13 protein-coding genes are annotated in these 16,139 nt (G+C 75.9%); 6 read left to right on the forward strand and 7 right to left on the reverse strand.

All coding sequences use genetic code 11. The annotated features are described in order from the left end of the window. Position 1: 1 nt before the first annotated feature. Positions 2-943, reverse strand: a complete 942-nt coding sequence (locus tag J0910_RS02485) for an EamA family transporter (protein WP_420156877.1) — start codon at positions 941-943, stop codon at positions 2-4. Between the two features lie 83 nt (positions 944-1,026). Here J0910_RS02485 and J0910_RS02490 point away from each other — a divergent pair, with 83 nt between their 5' ends. From J0910_RS02490 to J0910_RS02510, 5 genes are all read left to right on the forward strand, one after another. Beyond that, positions 1,027-1,563 (forward strand): MarR family winged helix-turn-helix transcriptional regulator, encoded by a 537-nt coding sequence (locus J0910_RS02490; RefSeq protein ID WP_420156878.1) that lies wholly within the window; start codon positions 1,027-1,029, stop codon positions 1,561-1,563. 328 nt (positions 1,564-1,891) lie between these two features. Next, positions 1,892-3,607, forward strand: a complete 1,716-nt coding sequence (locus J0910_RS02495; protein ID WP_420156879.1) for an ABC-F family ATP-binding cassette domain-containing protein — start codon at positions 1,892-1,894, stop codon at positions 3,605-3,607. A 583-nt stretch (positions 3,608-4,190) separates the two neighbouring features. Then, on the forward strand, positions 4,191-4,787 hold the full coding sequence (locus J0910_RS02500) for a hypothetical protein (protein ID WP_420156880.1): 597 nt from the start codon (positions 4,191-4,193) through the stop codon (positions 4,785-4,787). Positions 4,788-4,936: 149 nt separating this feature from the next. Further along, positions 4,937-5,674 carry an FkbM family methyltransferase gene (locus J0910_RS02505; protein WP_420156881.1) on the forward strand — a complete coding sequence of 246 codons (738 nt, stop codon included), beginning with the start codon at positions 4,937-4,939 and terminating at the stop codon, positions 5,672-5,674. A gap of 10 nt (positions 5,675-5,684) precedes the next feature. Further along, a complete protein-coding gene (locus J0910_RS02510) occupies positions 5,685-6,710 on the forward strand; it encodes a hypothetical protein (RefSeq protein ID WP_420156882.1) in 1,026 nt (341 codons plus the stop codon). Positions 6,711-6,877: 167 nt separating this feature from the next. Here the strand turns inward: J0910_RS02510 and J0910_RS02515 are convergent, their stop codons facing one another. The 5 genes from J0910_RS02515 to J0910_RS02535 form a co-directional block, all read right to left on the reverse strand. Beyond that, complete coding sequence (locus tag J0910_RS02515) at positions 6,878-7,495, reverse strand: FMN reductase (RefSeq protein ID WP_420156883.1); 618 nt, start codon at positions 7,493-7,495, stop codon at positions 6,878-6,880. Beyond that, complete coding sequence (locus tag J0910_RS02520; protein ID WP_420156884.1) at positions 7,492-8,601, reverse strand: LLM class flavin-dependent oxidoreductase; 1,110 nt, start codon at positions 8,599-8,601, stop codon at positions 7,492-7,494. Before J0910_RS02520 ends, J0910_RS02515 begins: the two co-directional genes overlap by 4 nt. 46 nt (positions 8,602-8,647) lie before the next feature. After that, positions 8,648-9,904, reverse strand: coding sequence for a helix-turn-helix domain-containing protein (locus J0910_RS02525; protein WP_420156885.1), 1,257 nt, complete (start codon positions 9,902-9,904; stop codon positions 8,648-8,650). A 693-nt stretch (positions 9,905-10,597) separates the two neighbouring features. Further along, positions 10,598-11,914, reverse strand: a complete 1,317-nt coding sequence (locus J0910_RS02530) for an alkyl sulfatase dimerization domain-containing protein (protein ID WP_420156886.1) — start codon at positions 11,912-11,914, stop codon at positions 10,598-10,600. Positions 11,915-12,189: 275 nt separating this feature from the next. Continuing rightward, positions 12,190-13,110: a metallophosphoesterase gene (locus J0910_RS02535; protein WP_420156887.1), complete on the reverse strand. Its 921-nt coding sequence runs from the start codon at positions 13,108-13,110 to the stop codon at positions 12,190-12,192. Between the two features lie 92 nt (positions 13,111-13,202). Between J0910_RS02535 and J0910_RS02540 the strand changes: the two genes are divergently transcribed. Continuing rightward, positions 13,203-13,658 (forward strand): GatB/YqeY domain-containing protein, encoded by a 456-nt coding sequence (locus J0910_RS02540; protein WP_420156888.1) that lies wholly within the window; start codon positions 13,203-13,205, stop codon positions 13,656-13,658. A gap of 7 nt (positions 13,659-13,665) precedes the next feature. Here J0910_RS02540 and J0910_RS02545 read toward each other — a convergent pair whose 3' ends face one another. After that, positions 13,666-16,038 (reverse strand): penicillin-binding protein, encoded by a 2,373-nt coding sequence (locus J0910_RS02545; protein WP_420156889.1) that lies wholly within the window; start codon positions 16,036-16,038, stop codon positions 13,666-13,668. Positions 16,039-16,139 lie beyond the last annotated feature (101 nt).

The following is a 16,139-nucleotide window of genomic DNA, read 5'->3' on the forward strand; positions in this document are numbered from 1 at the left end:
CTCATGCTCCTTTTCGGGGGGAGGGGAGGCGGATCAGGGCGCGGGCGGCGCCGGGGGTCAGCTGCGCGGCGGCGATGGCGGCCAGCGCGAGCGCGAACCCGAGGCACTGCCACGGCGTCAGGGACTCGCCGAGGAACAGCAGCCCCAGGAGCGCGGCGACCACGGGGGAGAGCAGGGGGAGGAACGAGACGGCGACCACGGGCATCCGGCCGAGGCCGCGGAACCAGAGCGGGTAGGTGAGCAGGGCGCCCGGGATCGCCAGCCAGGCGTAGCCGCCGATCGCGGCGGGGTCCGGTGCGGGCGGGAGCCCTTCGAGGGCGAGGGCGAGCGGGAGGAGTACGAGGCCGCCGGCGGTGAGCTGCCATCCCGCGAAGGCGGCCGGTCCGGCGCCCCGGGGGAGCCCCCACCGCTTGGTCAGTACGAGCCCGCAGGCCATCGAGGCGGCCGCGGCGATACCGGCCAGGACGCCCCACGGGTCGACGGAGACCCGGCCCTGCAGGACGATCAGCCCGACCCCCGCCGCGCCGGCCAGGCCCCAGCCGAGCCGCCACCGGGTCGGCCTCTCGCCGAGCAGCAGGAACGCCAGGCCGACGACGAGCAGCGGCTGGATCGCGAAGAGGGTCGCCGCGACGCCGCCCGGCAGCCGGTAGGCGGCGGCGAACAGCAGCGCGAAGAGCGCCCCGATGTTGAGGGTGCCGAGCACCAGCGAGCGCCACAGCCACGCGCCGCGGGGCGGCGTGCGGGTAGCGGCGAGCAGGACCAGCCCCGCCGGCAGTGCGCGGATCACCCCGGACGCCAGCGGGTGGCCGGGCGGGAGGAACTCGGTGGTGACCAGGTAGGTGGTGCCCCACAGGGCCGGCGCGAGCGCGGTCAGCGCGGTCAGCGCCGGGCCGCCCGGAGGGGAGGCGCTGCCGGGGTCCGACCGGTTCGAGACCTGCGTCATCCCTGACTCCTTAATGTTGAAATGTTCAACGTTCGCGAGTCTAGGCGGGCCCTTAGAATGGCGTCAAACATTTTGATGTTGAGATGTCTCGGGGGTGGTGGAGCGTGCAGGACAACGTCGACCGGCGGCTGGAGCAGTGGCGGGCCGAGCGGCCCGACATCGACCCCGCGCCGATGGGGGTGGTGAGCCGGATCCAGCGCGCCTGCCGCCTGCTCGAACGCGAGCTCCGCGACAACTTCGCAAGGTTCGACCTGCAGATATGGGAGTTCGACATCGCGGGGACGCTGCTCCGGTCCGGGCCGCCGTACCGGCTCACCGCCGGGCAGCTGGTCGAGTCGTCGATGGTCACCTCCGGGGCGATCACCAACCGGATCGACCGCCTCGTCGCCAAAGGGCTGGTGACCCGCGAGGTCGATCCGGAGAACCGGCGCAGCGTGCTGATCACCCTGACCGAGCAGGGCAAGGAGCTGATCGACCGGGTCGTCGTCGAGCACGTCGCACTGGAGGCGCGGCTCCTCGCCGACCTGGGCGGCGGCGACCGGGAGCGGCTCGCCGGACTCCTGCGCGAGCTGCTCATCGGCCTCGGCGACCACGCGCCCGGCAACCCGCTGAAGCCGTAGCGGCGGCCCGGCGGAGCACCGCCCGGCCCCGGCCGCCGGGGCCGGGCGGCGGCCTGCACCCGCGGGGCGCCCGGACGGGGATCCCCGGACCGCTCCGCCCGGTGAAGGGCGTCACGCCGATATTCCCTCGACCCCGCGCCGGGCCCGGGGTAGTTTGACCCGCGTGTATGCGCAAACGGCGAGTACCGCCGCCGCCATGAGGCCCTGGGCCCGCGCCTGACGGCGCGGCACCGGCCCCCCTCCTTCTTCGCGTGTCCCGCCGTCCCGGCAGCCATGCCGGGCGGCCCTCTCGTGCTGCCCGGCTCCGCAGCGAAACGTGGAGCACACCGTGGACGCACTTCACTCACGCGACCGGCTCTCCGGCCGGTCGGCGCATGACATCCTCTCCGAACTGAACGCGGCCGGGCGGCTCCCGGCCGGCGCGAGCGCGCACGTCCGCGCCCGCGGGATCCGGGTGGCCCTCGGCGGGCGCACGGTCCTGTCCGGCGTCGACGCCACCGTCTCCCAGCGGTCCCGCCTGGCCCTCGTCGGCGAGAACGGGCGGGGCAAGACGACCCTGCTCCGCGTCCTCTCCGGCGACCTGGCCCCCGACGAGGGCCGGGTGGAGCGCACGGGCACGGTGGGCGTCGTCCACCAGTCGCTCGCCTCCCGCGGCGGCGAGACCGTCGGCACCCTGCTCGCCGGGGCGCTCCGCCTCCCGCACCTGGCGCTGCGCGCGCTGGACCTGGCCGCCGAGGGCCTGGAGAACGGGGACGGGGGCGCGGAGGAGCTGTACGCGGCGGCGCTGGAGGCCGCCGTGCGGCTCGACGCCTGGGACGCCGAGCGCCGGGTGGACGTCGCCCTGGACGGGCTCGGCGCCTGCACCGACCGGGACCGCGGACTGGCCGCCCTGTCCGTGGGCGAGCGCCACCGGGTGCGCCTGGCGTGCGTGCTCGGCGCCGCCCACGACGTCCTGCTCCTGGACGAGCCCACCAACCACCTCGACGCCGGCGCGCAGGCGTTCCTCGCCGACCGGCTGCGGTCGCACCCGGGCGGGCTGGCGATCGTCACCCACGACCGCGCCCTGCTCCGCGAGGTCGCCGAGGACTTCCTCGACCTGGATCCGAGCATGGACGGGCGCCCGCGGGTGTTCGCCGGAGGGTACGCGGGATGGCGGGAGGGCCGCCGCCGCGAGCGCGAGCGGTGGACCCGGGAGCACGAGGCCCAGCAGGCCGAGCACGCCAGGCTGGCGCAGGCCGCGGAGGAGGCGCGGAACCGGCTGTCCACCGGGTGGAGGCCGGACAAGGGGACCGGGAAGCACCAGCGCCAGTCGCACGCGGCGGGCGCGGTGCAGGCCTTCAAGCGCAGGCGGGAGGCGCTGGAAGCGCACCGGGTCACCGTGCCCCGGCCGCCGCTCTCGCTGCGCTGGCCGCGGCTGCCGGCCAAGCGCGGCGCCCCCGTTCTGAGCTGCGAGGGGGTGGCCGTCGAGGGGCGCCTGCACGGGCCGGTCTCCCTGGAGATCGAGGGCGGCGACCGGCTGCTCGTCACCGGCCCGAACGGGGCCGGGAAGTCGACGCTGCTCGCGGTGGTGACCGGCGCCGCCGCCCCGACGTCCGGGGAGGTGCGCAGGTCCGACGGCGCCCGGGTCGCCCACCTGTCCCAGGAGGCCCCGGACTGGGGGGATCGGCTCCAGCCCTGCGAGGTGCACCGGCGGCACACCGCGCGGCTCGTGTCGGAGGGGAGGGCGGCCGCGTCCGACATCGTGCCGCTGCGCGGCACCGGCCTGCTGGACGCCGAGGCGCTCCGCACCCCCGTCGGCCGGATGTCGGAGGGGCAGAAGCGCCGCCTGCACCTCGCGCTCTGCCTGGCCGAGCGGCCGCACCTGCTGGTCCTTGACGAGCCCACCAACCACCTGTCGCCGCTGCTCGTCGACGAGCTCACCGACGCGCTCCGGGAGACCCCCGCGGCCGTCGTCGTCGCCACGCACGACCGCCGGATGCTGGGCGACCTCGAGGACTGGCGGTCCGTCCGGCTCTCCCCGGACCCGGGAGGGAGCGGCGCCTGACCCGCCCGCCGGCGCGGGGGCGGGCTTTTCCGCCGACGGCGCCCGCACGGGCGCACGCCGCCCCGGCGGAGCGCCGGCGCACGGGCGCGGAGCGGGACGGCCGCCCGCGCCGGGGCCGGGGCGGCGGTCCGGCGTCGAGAGGGGCGCGGAAGGCGGAACCACCGGTCCGGGCCGCGGCCGGGACCCCGCTCCCGCGCCCCTCCGCCGGTATCCGGCCCGCCTGGGAAGCGGAGGCGCCGCCCCTGGGCGGCGGGGCCGATGCGGGCGGGGCGCCGCACCGCCCGCCGTCGATCGGGGCGCCGCCCCCTCTTCCCTGCTCCGCTTCCGGCGGGGAGCCGATGCGGGCGCCGCCCCGGCCCCTCCGACCCCGCGGGCGCCGCTCCGGCGGGAAAAGAGAGGGCTCGCCGGGATCCCCGCGCCGCCGGTGTGCGTCCGATCCGGGAGCGCCGCTCACGGCCGTGCGGCGGTCCCGCCGGGACCGCCCCCCGGAGCGGCGTGCGGCGCGGCGCCTCCGGGCCCGCCGCCGGCGCCGGGCGCCTCTCCCCGGCACACCCCCCGATACCCGGAAAGGCACGGTCTCCCCATGAGCGATGAGAGCTCCACCGCGGACGGCGGCCTCGGCGAGGCATCGCGCGGCGAGCGCCTGCAGCAGAGGCGGGAGCAGAAGCGCAGGCGGCTGACGGTCGCGGTGGTCCTCGGGGCCGGCACGGCGCTGACCGTCGCCCTGGCGGCCATGGCGCTGGGGTCCTCCCCCGACGAGCTGAGCACGTCCGCGGACGGCGGCGGCAGCGGCACCCCGTCCCAGAGCGCCGAGGCGAGCCCGCCGGCCCCCTCCGCGTCGTCCGGCCCGCCCGCCCCGCCCGTCTCGGCCCCGCCCTCCGCCCCGCCCCCGCCGTCCCCGACCGCCTCCGGACCCCCGGACCCGGAGCCCGAGGAGGAGCCGGAGGAGGCGCCCGCCGCCTCGGAGCCCCCGGCCGCCCAGGAGCCGGAGGCCCCTCCGGAGGACGCCCCCGAGCGCCCCGACCCCGCCCCCGGCGGCGGAGACGGGGACGGGGACGGCGGGCAGCGGCCCGGCACCACCCCGCCCGCCACCCCGCCCGGCGGCGGCGAGCCCCCGAAGGACGAGGACCCGGGCGAGAAGCCCCCGGGCGAGGACGACTGCTGGTGGATCTTCTGCTGACCCCGCCCCTCCGGCCCGGCGGCCCGCCGCCGGGCCGCGGCGCGGAAAGCGGAAAAAGCGGAGAGAACCGCCCGCGCGGGCCGGTCCCCCGTGCCTCCGCGCGGCCGCTCCCCTAGGTTCGGGTCAGGCGGAACGTGAGGGGGCCGCGGATGGGCGCGGGGATCAGGCGGGCGGCGGCGCACGGGGTGCTCGGCGGGGCCGGGCGGTGGGTCTCGTTCGTGGAGGCGGAGATGGCGGGGCTGCGCCGGGTGGTGCGGCCCGGGGACGTCTGCCTCGACGTGGGGGCCGAGTACGGGCTGTACAGCTACGCCCTCTCCCACCTGGTGGGGGAGGGGGGCGAGGTGCACGCGTTCGAGCCGCAGCCGGGGCCGTTCGGGGTGATCGGGGTCGGCGTCGCGGCGCTGGGCTGCACCAACGTGCGGCGGCACCGGGAGGCGCTGGGCGCGCGGGAGGGCGAGTCGGTGATGAGCGTCCCGGTCCGCCGGGGGCTGCCGGTGCACGGCAGGGCCTTCGTCACCGACGGCGCCTCCGGGAAGGGCCCGAACGAGGAGTTCGCCGGGGAGCGGTCGGTCCCGGTGGCGGTGCGGACCGTCGACGGCCTGCTCGGCTCCGGGGAGCTGGGCCGGGTGGACTTCGTCAAGGCCGACGTGGAGGGGGCCGAGCCGCTGGTGCTGGAGGGGGCGGAGAAGGCCCTGGAGCGATACCGGCCGGCGCTGCTGCTGGAGATCGAGGACCGGCACCTGGCCAAGTACGGCCGGAGCGCGGACGGCCTCACCGCCTGGCTGCGCGAGCGCGGGTACGCCATGCAGGCCTGGAGCCGCACCGGGTGGCGGCCGGTGGACAGGGTCGTCCCGCAGCGCCGCAACTACCTCTTCCGGGCTCAGTAGAATCCGGCCCGTGGCGTTCTCACGGATACGCAAGTCGCTGCGGGCGATGAAGAACCTGGAAAAGGTCGAGGCGGGGCTGCCCCCCGAGGACGCCGTCGTGCTCGACGCCGACGACGACGATCCGGAGCTGGTCGAGGCGGTGCACGCCGCCTGGGCCGGCGATCCGGGGCCGGTGGCGCGGCTGCTGGAGGCGGCCCGGCAGGCCGGCGACCGGGAGCTGTACGGGCACTACGCCGCCGAGGCGGCCGAGGCCGCGCTCGACCGGGACCGGTGGCTGCAGGACTGGCTGGCCGGTTCCCCCGACGACCCCGACGCGCTGCTGGTGTTCGGCGGATACCTGCTGGACCGGGCGTGGGAGTCGCGCGGCGGGGCCTACGCCTCCCGCACCTCCGACGAGCAGTTCGCCGGGTTCCACCACTACCTGGACCGGGCCGAGCCGGTGCTGCGCCGGGCGATCGCCGCGGACCCCGCCTCCCCCGCCCCGTGGGCCCTGATGATCACCTACGCGGTCGGCAGCCCCGGCGGGCGCCGCGACCTCTACGACGAGGCGTGGGCCGGCGTGCTCCGGCTGAACCGGTACGACCGGGAGGCGCACCGGGTGGCGCTGCAGTACAACTGCGCCAAGTGGCACGGGTCGAACGAGGAGATGTTCGCCTTCGCCTACGCGGCCTCCGACTCCGCCCCGGCCGGCTCGCCGCTGCACGTGCTCCCGCTGCGCGCCTGGGTCGAGCTGGACGTGCGGGAGAAGGGCAAGGTGCTGGACCGGCCGGAGTGCCGGGAGGCCGCCAACCGGGCGCTGACCGTGTGCCCGCCGGCCGCGCCGGCCGCCTACCGGTGGGACCGCGCCGACCGGAACATGCTCGCCCGGGTGCTCTGCGCCCAGGACCGCTACGACGAGGCCTACGCCCAGTTCCAGGCGCTCGGCGTGCACGCCACCTCGTTCCCGTGGACCTACTACGGGACCCGCGACGCCCGCGCCGACTTCCTGACCTTCCGCCAGGCGGCGGTGCTCAAGGTCGCCGAGGAGATGCGCTGACCGGTGCGCCGGACACGGCCGCGGAACCGGGTTTTTCCGGATAACCCCCGCGTGACCGGGGCCGCGGGCAATACGGTCGCTCTGTGCCGCCGCCCGCGGGCGGCGGCCGGCGGCGGGGCGGCGCCAGGACGGGGCTCCGCCCCGCCGCCCCGCCCCGCCCCGCCGGGTCACTCCCCGGCGAGCAGCCGCTCGAACGGCACCGGCTCCTCGTAGGGGTCCGGCCGGGCCGCGGCGGGCCGGCCCGCAACCAGGTCGGCGAACTCCCCGGCGGCGCGGTCGATCCGGGAGGCCAGGCCGCCGTGGGCGGCGCCGCCGGCCCCCCAGTCCTCCGAGGCCGCGTAGACCGCGGTCGGCACGGTCACCGCGCGCAGGTGGGCGAACATCGGCCGGAGCGCGTGCTCCAGCGCCAGCGAGTGGCGCGGCGTCCCGCCGGTGGCCGCGATGAGCACCGGCGTGCCCTGCAGCGCCCCCTCCTCCAGGACGTCGAAGAAGGTCTTGAACAGGCCGCTGTAGGAGGCGTTGAAGATCGGCGTCACCGCGATCAGCCCGTCGGCCCGGGAGGCGGCGTCCACCGCCGCCTTGAGGTCGCCGGAGGGGAACCCGGTGAGCAGGTTGTCGGTGAGCGCGTGGGCGTGGTCGCGCAGCTCGACCGTCTCGGCGGCGGGGGCCGCGCCCCGCTCGCGCAGGGCGCGGCCGGCGGCCCCGGTGAGCCGGTCGGCCAGCAGCCGGGTGGACGAGGGCACGCTCAGCCCGGCGGAGACGGCGGTGATGCGGGGCTCGGTCACTTCTCCTCCTTCGCGGTCGCCGGGACGGCGCCGCTCTCCTCGGCGGCGAGCAGGCTCGCGTGGGTGGGCGCGTCGGGAACGCCGGCCGGGCGGTTCGCGGCGAACTCGCGGCGGAGCACCGGGACGACCTCCTCGCCGAGCAGGTCCAGCTGCTCCAGCACGGTCTTCAGCGGCAGCCCGGCGTGGTCCATCAGGAACAGCTGGCGCTGGTAGTCGCCGAAGTCCTCGCGGAACCGCAGGGTCCGCTCGATGACCTGCTGCGGGCTGCCGACGGTCAGCGGGGTCTCCCGGGTGAAGTCCTCCAGCGACGGGCCGTGCCCGTAGACCGGTGCGTTGTCGAAGTAGGGCCGGAACTCGCGCACCGCGTCCTGGGAGTTCCGCCGCATGAACACCTGCCCGCCCAGGCCGACGATCGCCTGGTCGGCGCGGCCGTGGCCGTAGTGCTCGTAGCGGCGCCGGTACAGGTCGATCATCCGCTTGGTGTGCTCGGCCGGCCAGAAGATGTTGTTGTGGAAGAAGCCGTCTCCGTAGTAGGCGGCCTGCTCGGCGATCTCCGGGCTGCGGATGGAGCCGTGCCAGACGAACGGCGGGACCCCGTCCAGCGGGCGCGGCGTGGAGGTGAAGCCCTGCAGCGGGGTGCGGAACTTCCCTTCCCAGTTCACCACGTCCTCCCGCCAGAGCCGGTGCAGCAGGTGGTAGTTCTCCACGGCCAGCGGGACGCCCTGCCGGATGTCCTGGCCGAACCAGGGGTAGACCGGCCCGGTGTTGCCGCGGCCCATCATCAGGTCGACCCGGCCGCCGGCCAGGTGCTGCAGCATCGCGTAGTCCTCGGCGATCTTCACCGGGTCGTTGGTGGTGATCAGGGTCGTCGCGGTGGAGAGCACCAGCCGCTCGGTGCGCGCCGCGATGTAGCCGAGCATGGTGGTCGGCGAGGACGGCACGAACGGCGGGTTGTGGTGCTCGCCGGTGGCGAAGACGTCCAGGCCGACCTCTTCGGCCTTGAGCGCGATGCGCACCATCGCGGCGATCCGCTCGCCCTCGCTCGGCGTGCGGCCGGTGGTGGGGTCGGTCGTCACGTCGCCGACCGAGAAGATCCCGAACTGCATGTTCTCCGCCCCCTGGGCTCTCCGAGGTAGTTGGTTCCGTTTTCAACTACTTCCCAGGAACAGTATTGTCCGCCGATTCATTCCACAGCACCGCGGCCAGCGTGAGCAGCCCCCGCGAGGTCGCCGGATCGGCGCCGGTGAGCTCCCTGGTCCGGGCCAGCCGGTTGTCCACGGTGTTGGGGTGGACGCCCAGCGCCCGGGCCGCGGCCCGGCGGTCCATGTCGCACGCCAGGTAGGCCCGGACGGTCCCGGCCAGCTCCGGCCGGTCGAGCAGCGGGGCCAGCGCGGCGCGGAGCAGGGGCAGCCCGTCGCTCTCCCGGGCCAGGTGCAGCTCCAGCGCGACGTCGGCGGCCCGGACGGCGCGGCCGTGCAGGCCGCGGGCGCGCGCGGCCCGCAGCACCGCGCGGGCGGTACCGACCGCGCGGGCGACGTCGCCCGGTCCGGAGGCGTCCTCCGCGGCCAGCACCGCCTCGGCGCGGAGCGCGGCCCCGAGGTCGGCGGCGAGCCGGTCGAGCGGCTCGCCGGAGTGCCGGCCGGGCCCGGCGGGCCGCGCCCCGGTCCGCTCGGCGACCACCGTCCCGCCGCGCCCGGACAGGTCCATCAGCCAGGTCCCGGGCAGCGCCTGCTCGATCCGGGCGCGCATCCGCCGCACCGCGCGGCGCTCGGCCGGCCGGGCCGCGGCCGGATCCCGGTCCGCCGCATCGTCCGGCCCGGGGGCGCGCGCGGCCTCGACGACCAGCACCAGCGGCCGCTCCGGCAGCGGGCGGCGGGCGAGCCCGGCGGCCGCCCCGACCCGCCCCTCCGCCAGCGCCGCGACCACCCGGGAGGGCTCGGCGTCGGTGTCGTCCAGCAGCTCCAGGTAGCGCCGCTCGAACGCCTCCGCGGCGGCCCGCTCCACCGCGAAGTGCACCGACCGGATCCGCCGCAGCACCTCGCGGAGCAGGTCGGGCCGGTCGCCGAGGGCCGCGGTGAGCTCGTCGCCGAACACGGTGAGCGCGAGCTGCCAGGCGCGCATGTACTCGGCGAGCGGCACCCGCTCGTCGGCCCGGTCGGCGGCCCGCTCGGAGACCAGCCGGAGCAGCTCGGGATCGGGCGCCTCCGGCTCCAGGACGGCGCGCAGCGCCGACCGCAGCATCGCCCGGATCGTTCCGGCGGCGACCAGGTGCAGGTGGTCCAGCATCGCCGGGTCCCCGGTGCAGATCGGGGACTCCGCGGCGTAGCGCTCCACGATCAGCCGCGCCAGCGGCGGCACCCGCGGCTCCAGCGACGCGACGGTCCTGCGCAGCCGCTCCGGGTCCTCCATCGGCCTCCGCCCCCTGTCGCCTACCGCATCCGGCCGCCCGCGCGATCGTGACCGCGGCCGATGGCCCGGCGCCGGGCGAACCCGGTCGGCACCGGATGGAGCCGCGGCGGCGACCGACCGCCTGGTCGGTCATCGCGGGGAGGCGGTCGCACATGACCATGGTGGAGGAAGCGGGTCCGCCGAGCGGCGCCAGGGTGGCGGACTCCGGCCGGCGCACCGCCGTCCCGGGGCCGCCCGGCGGGGACCGCGCCTTGCGGCATCGGGGTCTGCGGCGAGGCGGCCATGCGCGAGTACGGCCGCCGGAAGGGACCGGTGCTCCTCGACCTGAAGGACCCGGACGGCCGGGCGCCCGCCCTGGAACCGGTGTGCGACGACGCCGGCGCCGCGCAGAACCCGCGCCCGGGAGGGACGGGCCGGCTCGGCCCGGACCCGGCGACGTGCACCGGGCCGAGACCCGCGCGGTCTGCCTGAGCGCCACCGGGTTCGGCGCCGCCGGCCCGTCCCGGGGGCGGCCCGGCCGGACATCGCCGCGCAGGCGGGGAGCGGCATCGCCTCCGTCACCGGCGGGGCCGGGCGCGGACCGCGGCGGGCCGGCCTCCCCCGGCGGACCACGCGACCTCGTACGCGGCGGCGCAGGCGGTGCTCGCCGCGCCGCCGCGCCGGGGGTGCCCGGCCGGGCGCCCCCGGGAGGAATCAGACGCCGATCTGGAACAGGGACCCGCCCAGCCTCTGCAGCTCCTCGACGGTGCCGGCGCCGCTCTGCGCGGCCCTGGACTCGGCGGCGGCCCAGCGGAAGACGCCCTGGGCCATGGTGGACCGCTCCGCGGCGACCCGGGCCAGGTTGACCTCGGCGCGGGCCTCGTGCGCCCCGGCGTCGTCCGGCGCGGCCTGCACCGCGAGCTCGGCGAGGTGCCCGGCCAAGCGGAGGTCGCCCTGCTCGGCGGCGGTGCGGGCGCGGGCGGAGAGCGCGGCCGCGCCGCCGCACAGCTCGGCGAGGGCGGCGGCCAGCCGGTCGGCCGGGGCCGGCTTGAGGTGCGACGGGTCGCCGTCGTACCAGCCGCCGTAGAGCCGCCAGACGTTGCGCACCACGAACTCCGGCTCGTCGTAGACGGGCTGGAGGTAGGGGCGGTCCGCCAGATGCGCGGGCGGTGCGACGGCGTGCACCGCCTCGTCCAGCCGGGCGCCGGAGTTCATCAGCGCCAGGGTCTGCTCGACCAGGCTCTCCAGGAACTCCGCGGTCTCGCTCAGCGCGGTGCGGACCCGGTCGGCGCCGATGACGGGCAGCCCGTGGCCGGGCAGCAGGACCTCGGCGCCGGTGGCGGCCATCGCGCGCAGCGCCTCCGCCCACTCGGCCGGGTGGCGCTGCGCCTTCTGCGGGTTGCCCGCGTTGGGCGCCACCCAGATGAACAGGTCGCCGGTGAGCAGCGCGCGGCGCTCCGGCAGGTAGGCCCAGGTGTGGTCGTCGGTCTCGCCCTTGGCGTGGAACAGCCGCAGGGCGGCGTCGCCCAGGTGCAGCTCCATGGAGTCCCGGTAGGTCTGGTCCGGGTAGCGGTAGGAGCGCGGCCAGCGCAGTTCGGAGCTGCCGAACTGGCGGCGGTTGACCACCTCGTTGTAGCCCGCGGTGCGCACGTAGCGGTCGAACCGGGCGGCCACCGCCTCGTGCGCGACGACCACCGGCCGGGGCAGGCCCGCGGCGTCGGCCTCGGCGTCGAACGGGCCGACGCCGAACACGTGGTCGACGTGGCCGTGCGAGTAGACCGCGAACCGCAGCGGCCGGTCGTCGTAGGCGCGGACCGCGGCGTGCAGCGCCTCGGCGGACGCCGCGGACCCGGTGTCGAAGAGGACCGGGCCCCGCTCGGAGCGGATGCAGAACGCGTTGCCGAAGCCCGGCCACATCCCGATCCCCTCGGCGACCTCCGCGATCCCGGCGCGCGCCGGTTCGCCCCGGTGGTATTCGGGGACCGGCTCGCCCCGCCATGCCTTCTCGGCCAGTTCCAGTACGGCGTTCACAGTGCCTCCGTCGGTCCGTTCGGTGCGTCGCGGCCGCGGGACCAGACTCGGCGGGGCGCGCCGCCCGGACAAGGCCCCGCCGTCACAGCGGGGTGCCGGAAACCCTGTCACGGGTCACAACGGGGCAGGCGGGGGAGGGGCGGGCACCGGGGCGGGCGGGGCGGGAAGAGGGGCGCCGAAAGCGGAGCGCCCCGCCCGCTCCGCGGTACCGGGGCACCGGGGAGCGGGCGGGGCGCTCCGGGGACCGCGGGGCCGGGGCCTCCGCACCGGGACGGTCAGCGGCGCTCCGGAACCAGGTCGATCAGGCTGGCCTCCGGGCGGCAGCAGAACCGGACCGGTGCGTAGGGCGAGGTGCCCAGGCCGCCGGAGACGTTCAGCCAGGCGTCGCCGTACCGGTTCAGCCCCCAGGCCCGGCGCCGGTCGATCCCGCAGTTGGTCACGAGCGTCCCGGAGAACGGCATGCAGATCTGGCCGCCGTGGGTGTGCCCGGCCAGCAGCAGCCGGTAACCGTCGGCGGCGAACCGGTCCAGGTTGGCCGGCTCGGGGGAGTGCAGCACGCCCAGCCGGAGGTCGGCCGAGGCCGCGGCGGGGCCGGCCACCTCCTCGTAGCGGTCCAGGCCGATGTGCGAGTCGTGCACCCCGGCCGCCGCGACGCTCAGCCCGCCGGCGCTGATCCGGCCCTTCCGGTTGTTCAGGTCCAGCCAGCCGGCGCCGGCCATCGCGGCGCCCAGCTCGCGCCAGGGCAGGTCCGGCTCGACCCGCTCGCGGTAGTCCTTCTTGCTGCTGCGCCACAGGTAGCGGGCCGGGTTCTTGGGGCGCGGCGAGAACAGGTCGTTGGAGCCGTAGACGAACGCGCCGGGCCGGTCCAGCAGCGGGCCCAGCGCCTCGATGAACGGCTCCACCGCGTCCGGGTGGGCCAGCGAGTCGCCGGTGTTGACCACCAGGTCCGGCTCGTACCGCTCCAGGCCGCGCACCCAGTCGATGAGCATCCGGCGGCCCGGGGTCAGGTGGGCGTCGGACAGGTGCAGCACCCGCAGCCGCGGGCTCCCCTCGGGCAGCAGCGGAAGCTCGTGCCGGCGCAGCCGGAACCAGTTCCGCTCGATGACCGCGGCGTAGCCGATCCCGGCGGCGCCGACGGCGCCGGCCACCGCCGCCGCCCGGGCGGCCCGCCGCCACCCCTCATGTCGCCTGCTCATTGCGGCTGCTCCCTCCGTGCCGCCCGGGTTCCGTCCACAGGCCGGGGAAAAGCCGTGGGGGCGCCGCGGGCGATCGCTCTATGATCAGTGCCATGTCCGAACTCAAAGACCGCCTGAAGTCCGACCTCACCGCCGCCATGAAGGCGCGCGACGCGGTGCGCCTCCGCACGCTGCGCATGGCCCTGACCGCCGTGTCCAACGAGGAGGTCGCCGGCGGTGCCGCGCGCGAGCTGGCCGACGACGACATCGTCCGGCTGCTCACCCGGGAGGCCAAGAAGCGCCGCGAGGCCGCCGAGGCCTTCGCCGCCGGCGGCCGTGCGGACAAGGCCGCCGACGAGCGGGCCGAGGCCGAGGTGCTCTCCGAGTACCTCCCGGCCCAGCTGGACGACGCCGAGCTCACCGCCCTGGTGGCCGACGCCGTCGCCGAGTCCGGGGCGACCGGCCCCAAGGGCATGGGCGCGGTCATGAAGCTGGTCAACCCCAAGGTCGCCGGGCGGGCCGAGGGCTCGCGGGTGGCCGCCGAGGTCAAGCGCCAGCTGGCCGGCTGAGCACCGCTCACTCGTCCTCGTGCGGAGGCCGGCCCGCCGGCACCACGCCGGCCTCGCCGCCGGTCTCCGCACCCTGCTCCGGCACCGAGCGGCCGGAGCCGCCGCTGAGGAACACGTTGACCGTGGCGCCCTCCGGCAGCACCGTGCCGGGGTCGGGGTTGATCGCGGCCACGGTGCCCTCGGCCTCGGTCGAGCGCACCCGGTTCGACGCCACGCTCACCTGGTAGCCGGCGTCCTCCAGGGCCGAGACGGCCGCGCTCTCCCGCTGCCCCACGACGTCGGGCACGCCGCCCTCGGCCGCCGCGTTGTTCGAGGTCGGCTGGGCGCTGCCGCCGCCCCCGCCGCGGTACTTGGACGGGGCGCCCGGGAAGCCCTTCTCCGGGACCTTCTTCACGGCCTCGGACATCGTCTCCTGCCAGATCGGGCCGGGGATGGTCGCCCCGTAGACCTGGCCGTAGTAGCGGTCGCCGATGGTGACGCCGCGCAGCGGGTAGTTCTGCGGGCCGCGCGGGTCGCCGACGAAGACCGCGCTGGCCAGGTTCGGGGTGAATCCGGCGAACCAGGCCGCCGCCGACCCGTCGGTGGTACCGGTCTTGGCCGCCGCCGGGCGGCCGATGCCCAGCCCGGAGGTGGTACCGCCCTTGAAGGTCTGCTGCAGCAGGTAGCTCACCCCGGCGGCGACGTCCTTGTCGATCGCCCGCTCGCACTCCGACTCGATCTCGATGGTCTTGCCGGCCTGGCGGTCGTTGATCGAGGTGATGGCCTGCGGCTCGCAGTAGGTTCCGCCGGAGGCGAAGACCGCGTAGGCGTTGGCCACGGTCATCGGGGAGACCTCTTCACTGCCCAGGGTGAAGGAGTTGTTGGCCTGGGTGTGCGGGTTGTCGAAGGACTGGCCGTCGGCCCGGTGCACGCCGAGCCTCTCCGACATCTTGATCACGTCGCACAGCCCGACGGACTTCTGCAGCTGCGCGAAGTAGGTGTTCACCGACCCCTTGGTTCCGGAGATCATGCTGCTCCCGCCGCCCTCGGTGTCGCCGGCGTTCTTCACCGGCCACGGGGCGAGCGGGTCGCCGTTGCAGTTGCGCTGCCCGGTCACCGTGGTGCTGCTGCCGCCCCCGAAGGAGGTGCCGAAGCCCTTGCCCTCGTCCAGCGCGGCGGCCAGGGTGAACGCCTTGAAGGTCGATCCGGCCTGGAAGCCGGTGCTGCCGCCCCGGTCGGCGTCGGTGGCGAAGTTGATCGAGGTCTCGCCGAGCTTGGACTCGTCCGGCCCGTAGTTGCGGCTCTGCGCCATCGAGCGGATCTCACCGGTGCCCGGCTCGATCAGCACCTCGGCGGCGACCTTCTTGGACTTGTTCTTGCGCGGCACCCACTTGTCGACCGCCTTCTGCGCGGCCTTCTGCATGTCCGGGTCGAGCGTGGTGTGGATCTCCAGGCCGGCGGTGCGCAGCCAGCGGGCGCGCTCGGTCTCGTTCTCGCCGAACTGCTCGTTCTTCTCGATCTCCTGGACCACGTAGTCGCAGAAGAACGGCTGCTTGCTGGGCACGCACCCGTTGGACTGGTCGGTGGGCTCCAGCTCGTCGGTGAGCTCGACCGACTTGGCCTCCTCGGCCTCCTTCTCGGTGACGGTGCCGACCTGCACCATCCGGTCCAGCACCACGTCCCGGCGGTCCTGGGCGTCCTCCGGGTTGAGCCGGGGGTTGTACAGGTAGGGGTAGCGCACCGCGCCGGCCAGCGTCGCCGACTGGGAGAGGTTCAGCTCGGAGGCGGGGATGTCGAAGAAGTGCCGGGCCGCGGACTCCACGCCGTAGGCGCCGTCGCCGAAGTAGGCGATGTTCAGGTAGCCCTCGAGGATCTCGTCCTTGCTCATCCGCTTCTCGATGGTGAGGGCGTAGCGCAGCTCGCGCAGCTTGCGGGCGAGGGTGGTCTCCCGGGCCTCCTCCTGCTCGGCCTGGGAGTCGGCGCTCTCCACCAGGACGTTCTTCACGTACTGCTGGGTGAGCGAGGAGCCGCCCTGGGTGGAGCCGCTCAGGGTGCGCAGCGCGGCGCGGAAGGTGCCCGAGATGTCGATGCCGCCGTGCTCGTAGAAGCGCGAGTCCTCGATCGAGATGATGGCGTCCTGCATCACCGGCGACATGTCGTCCAGCGAGACCAGCTCGCGGTTCTTGTCGTAGATCTCCGCGATCACGCCGCCCTCGCGGTCGTAGATCACCGACCGCTGCGGAGGCGGGGGCGTCTCCAGGTCGCTCGGCATGTTCATGAAGCCGGTGGCCACGTTGCGCGCGGTGATGCCCAGACCGCCCACGGCGGGCAGCACGATGGCCGCCACCAGCACGCCGGCGATCACGCCGACTCCCATCAGCTGACCGATTCTCTGCAGCATTCTCCCCTGACCCACCCCATCAGACTATGCGCCGCCCGACGCCGGCGCGGAGAGAGAAACGGACGGCCCGAATCGGCTGTGCCACAGGTCATTTCGGGCCC

This window comes from Nocardiopsis oceanisediminis (assembly GCF_048595525.1).
GTDB lineage: Bacteria > Actinomycetota > Actinomycetes > Streptosporangiales > Streptosporangiaceae > Nocardiopsis_A > Nocardiopsis_A oceanisediminis.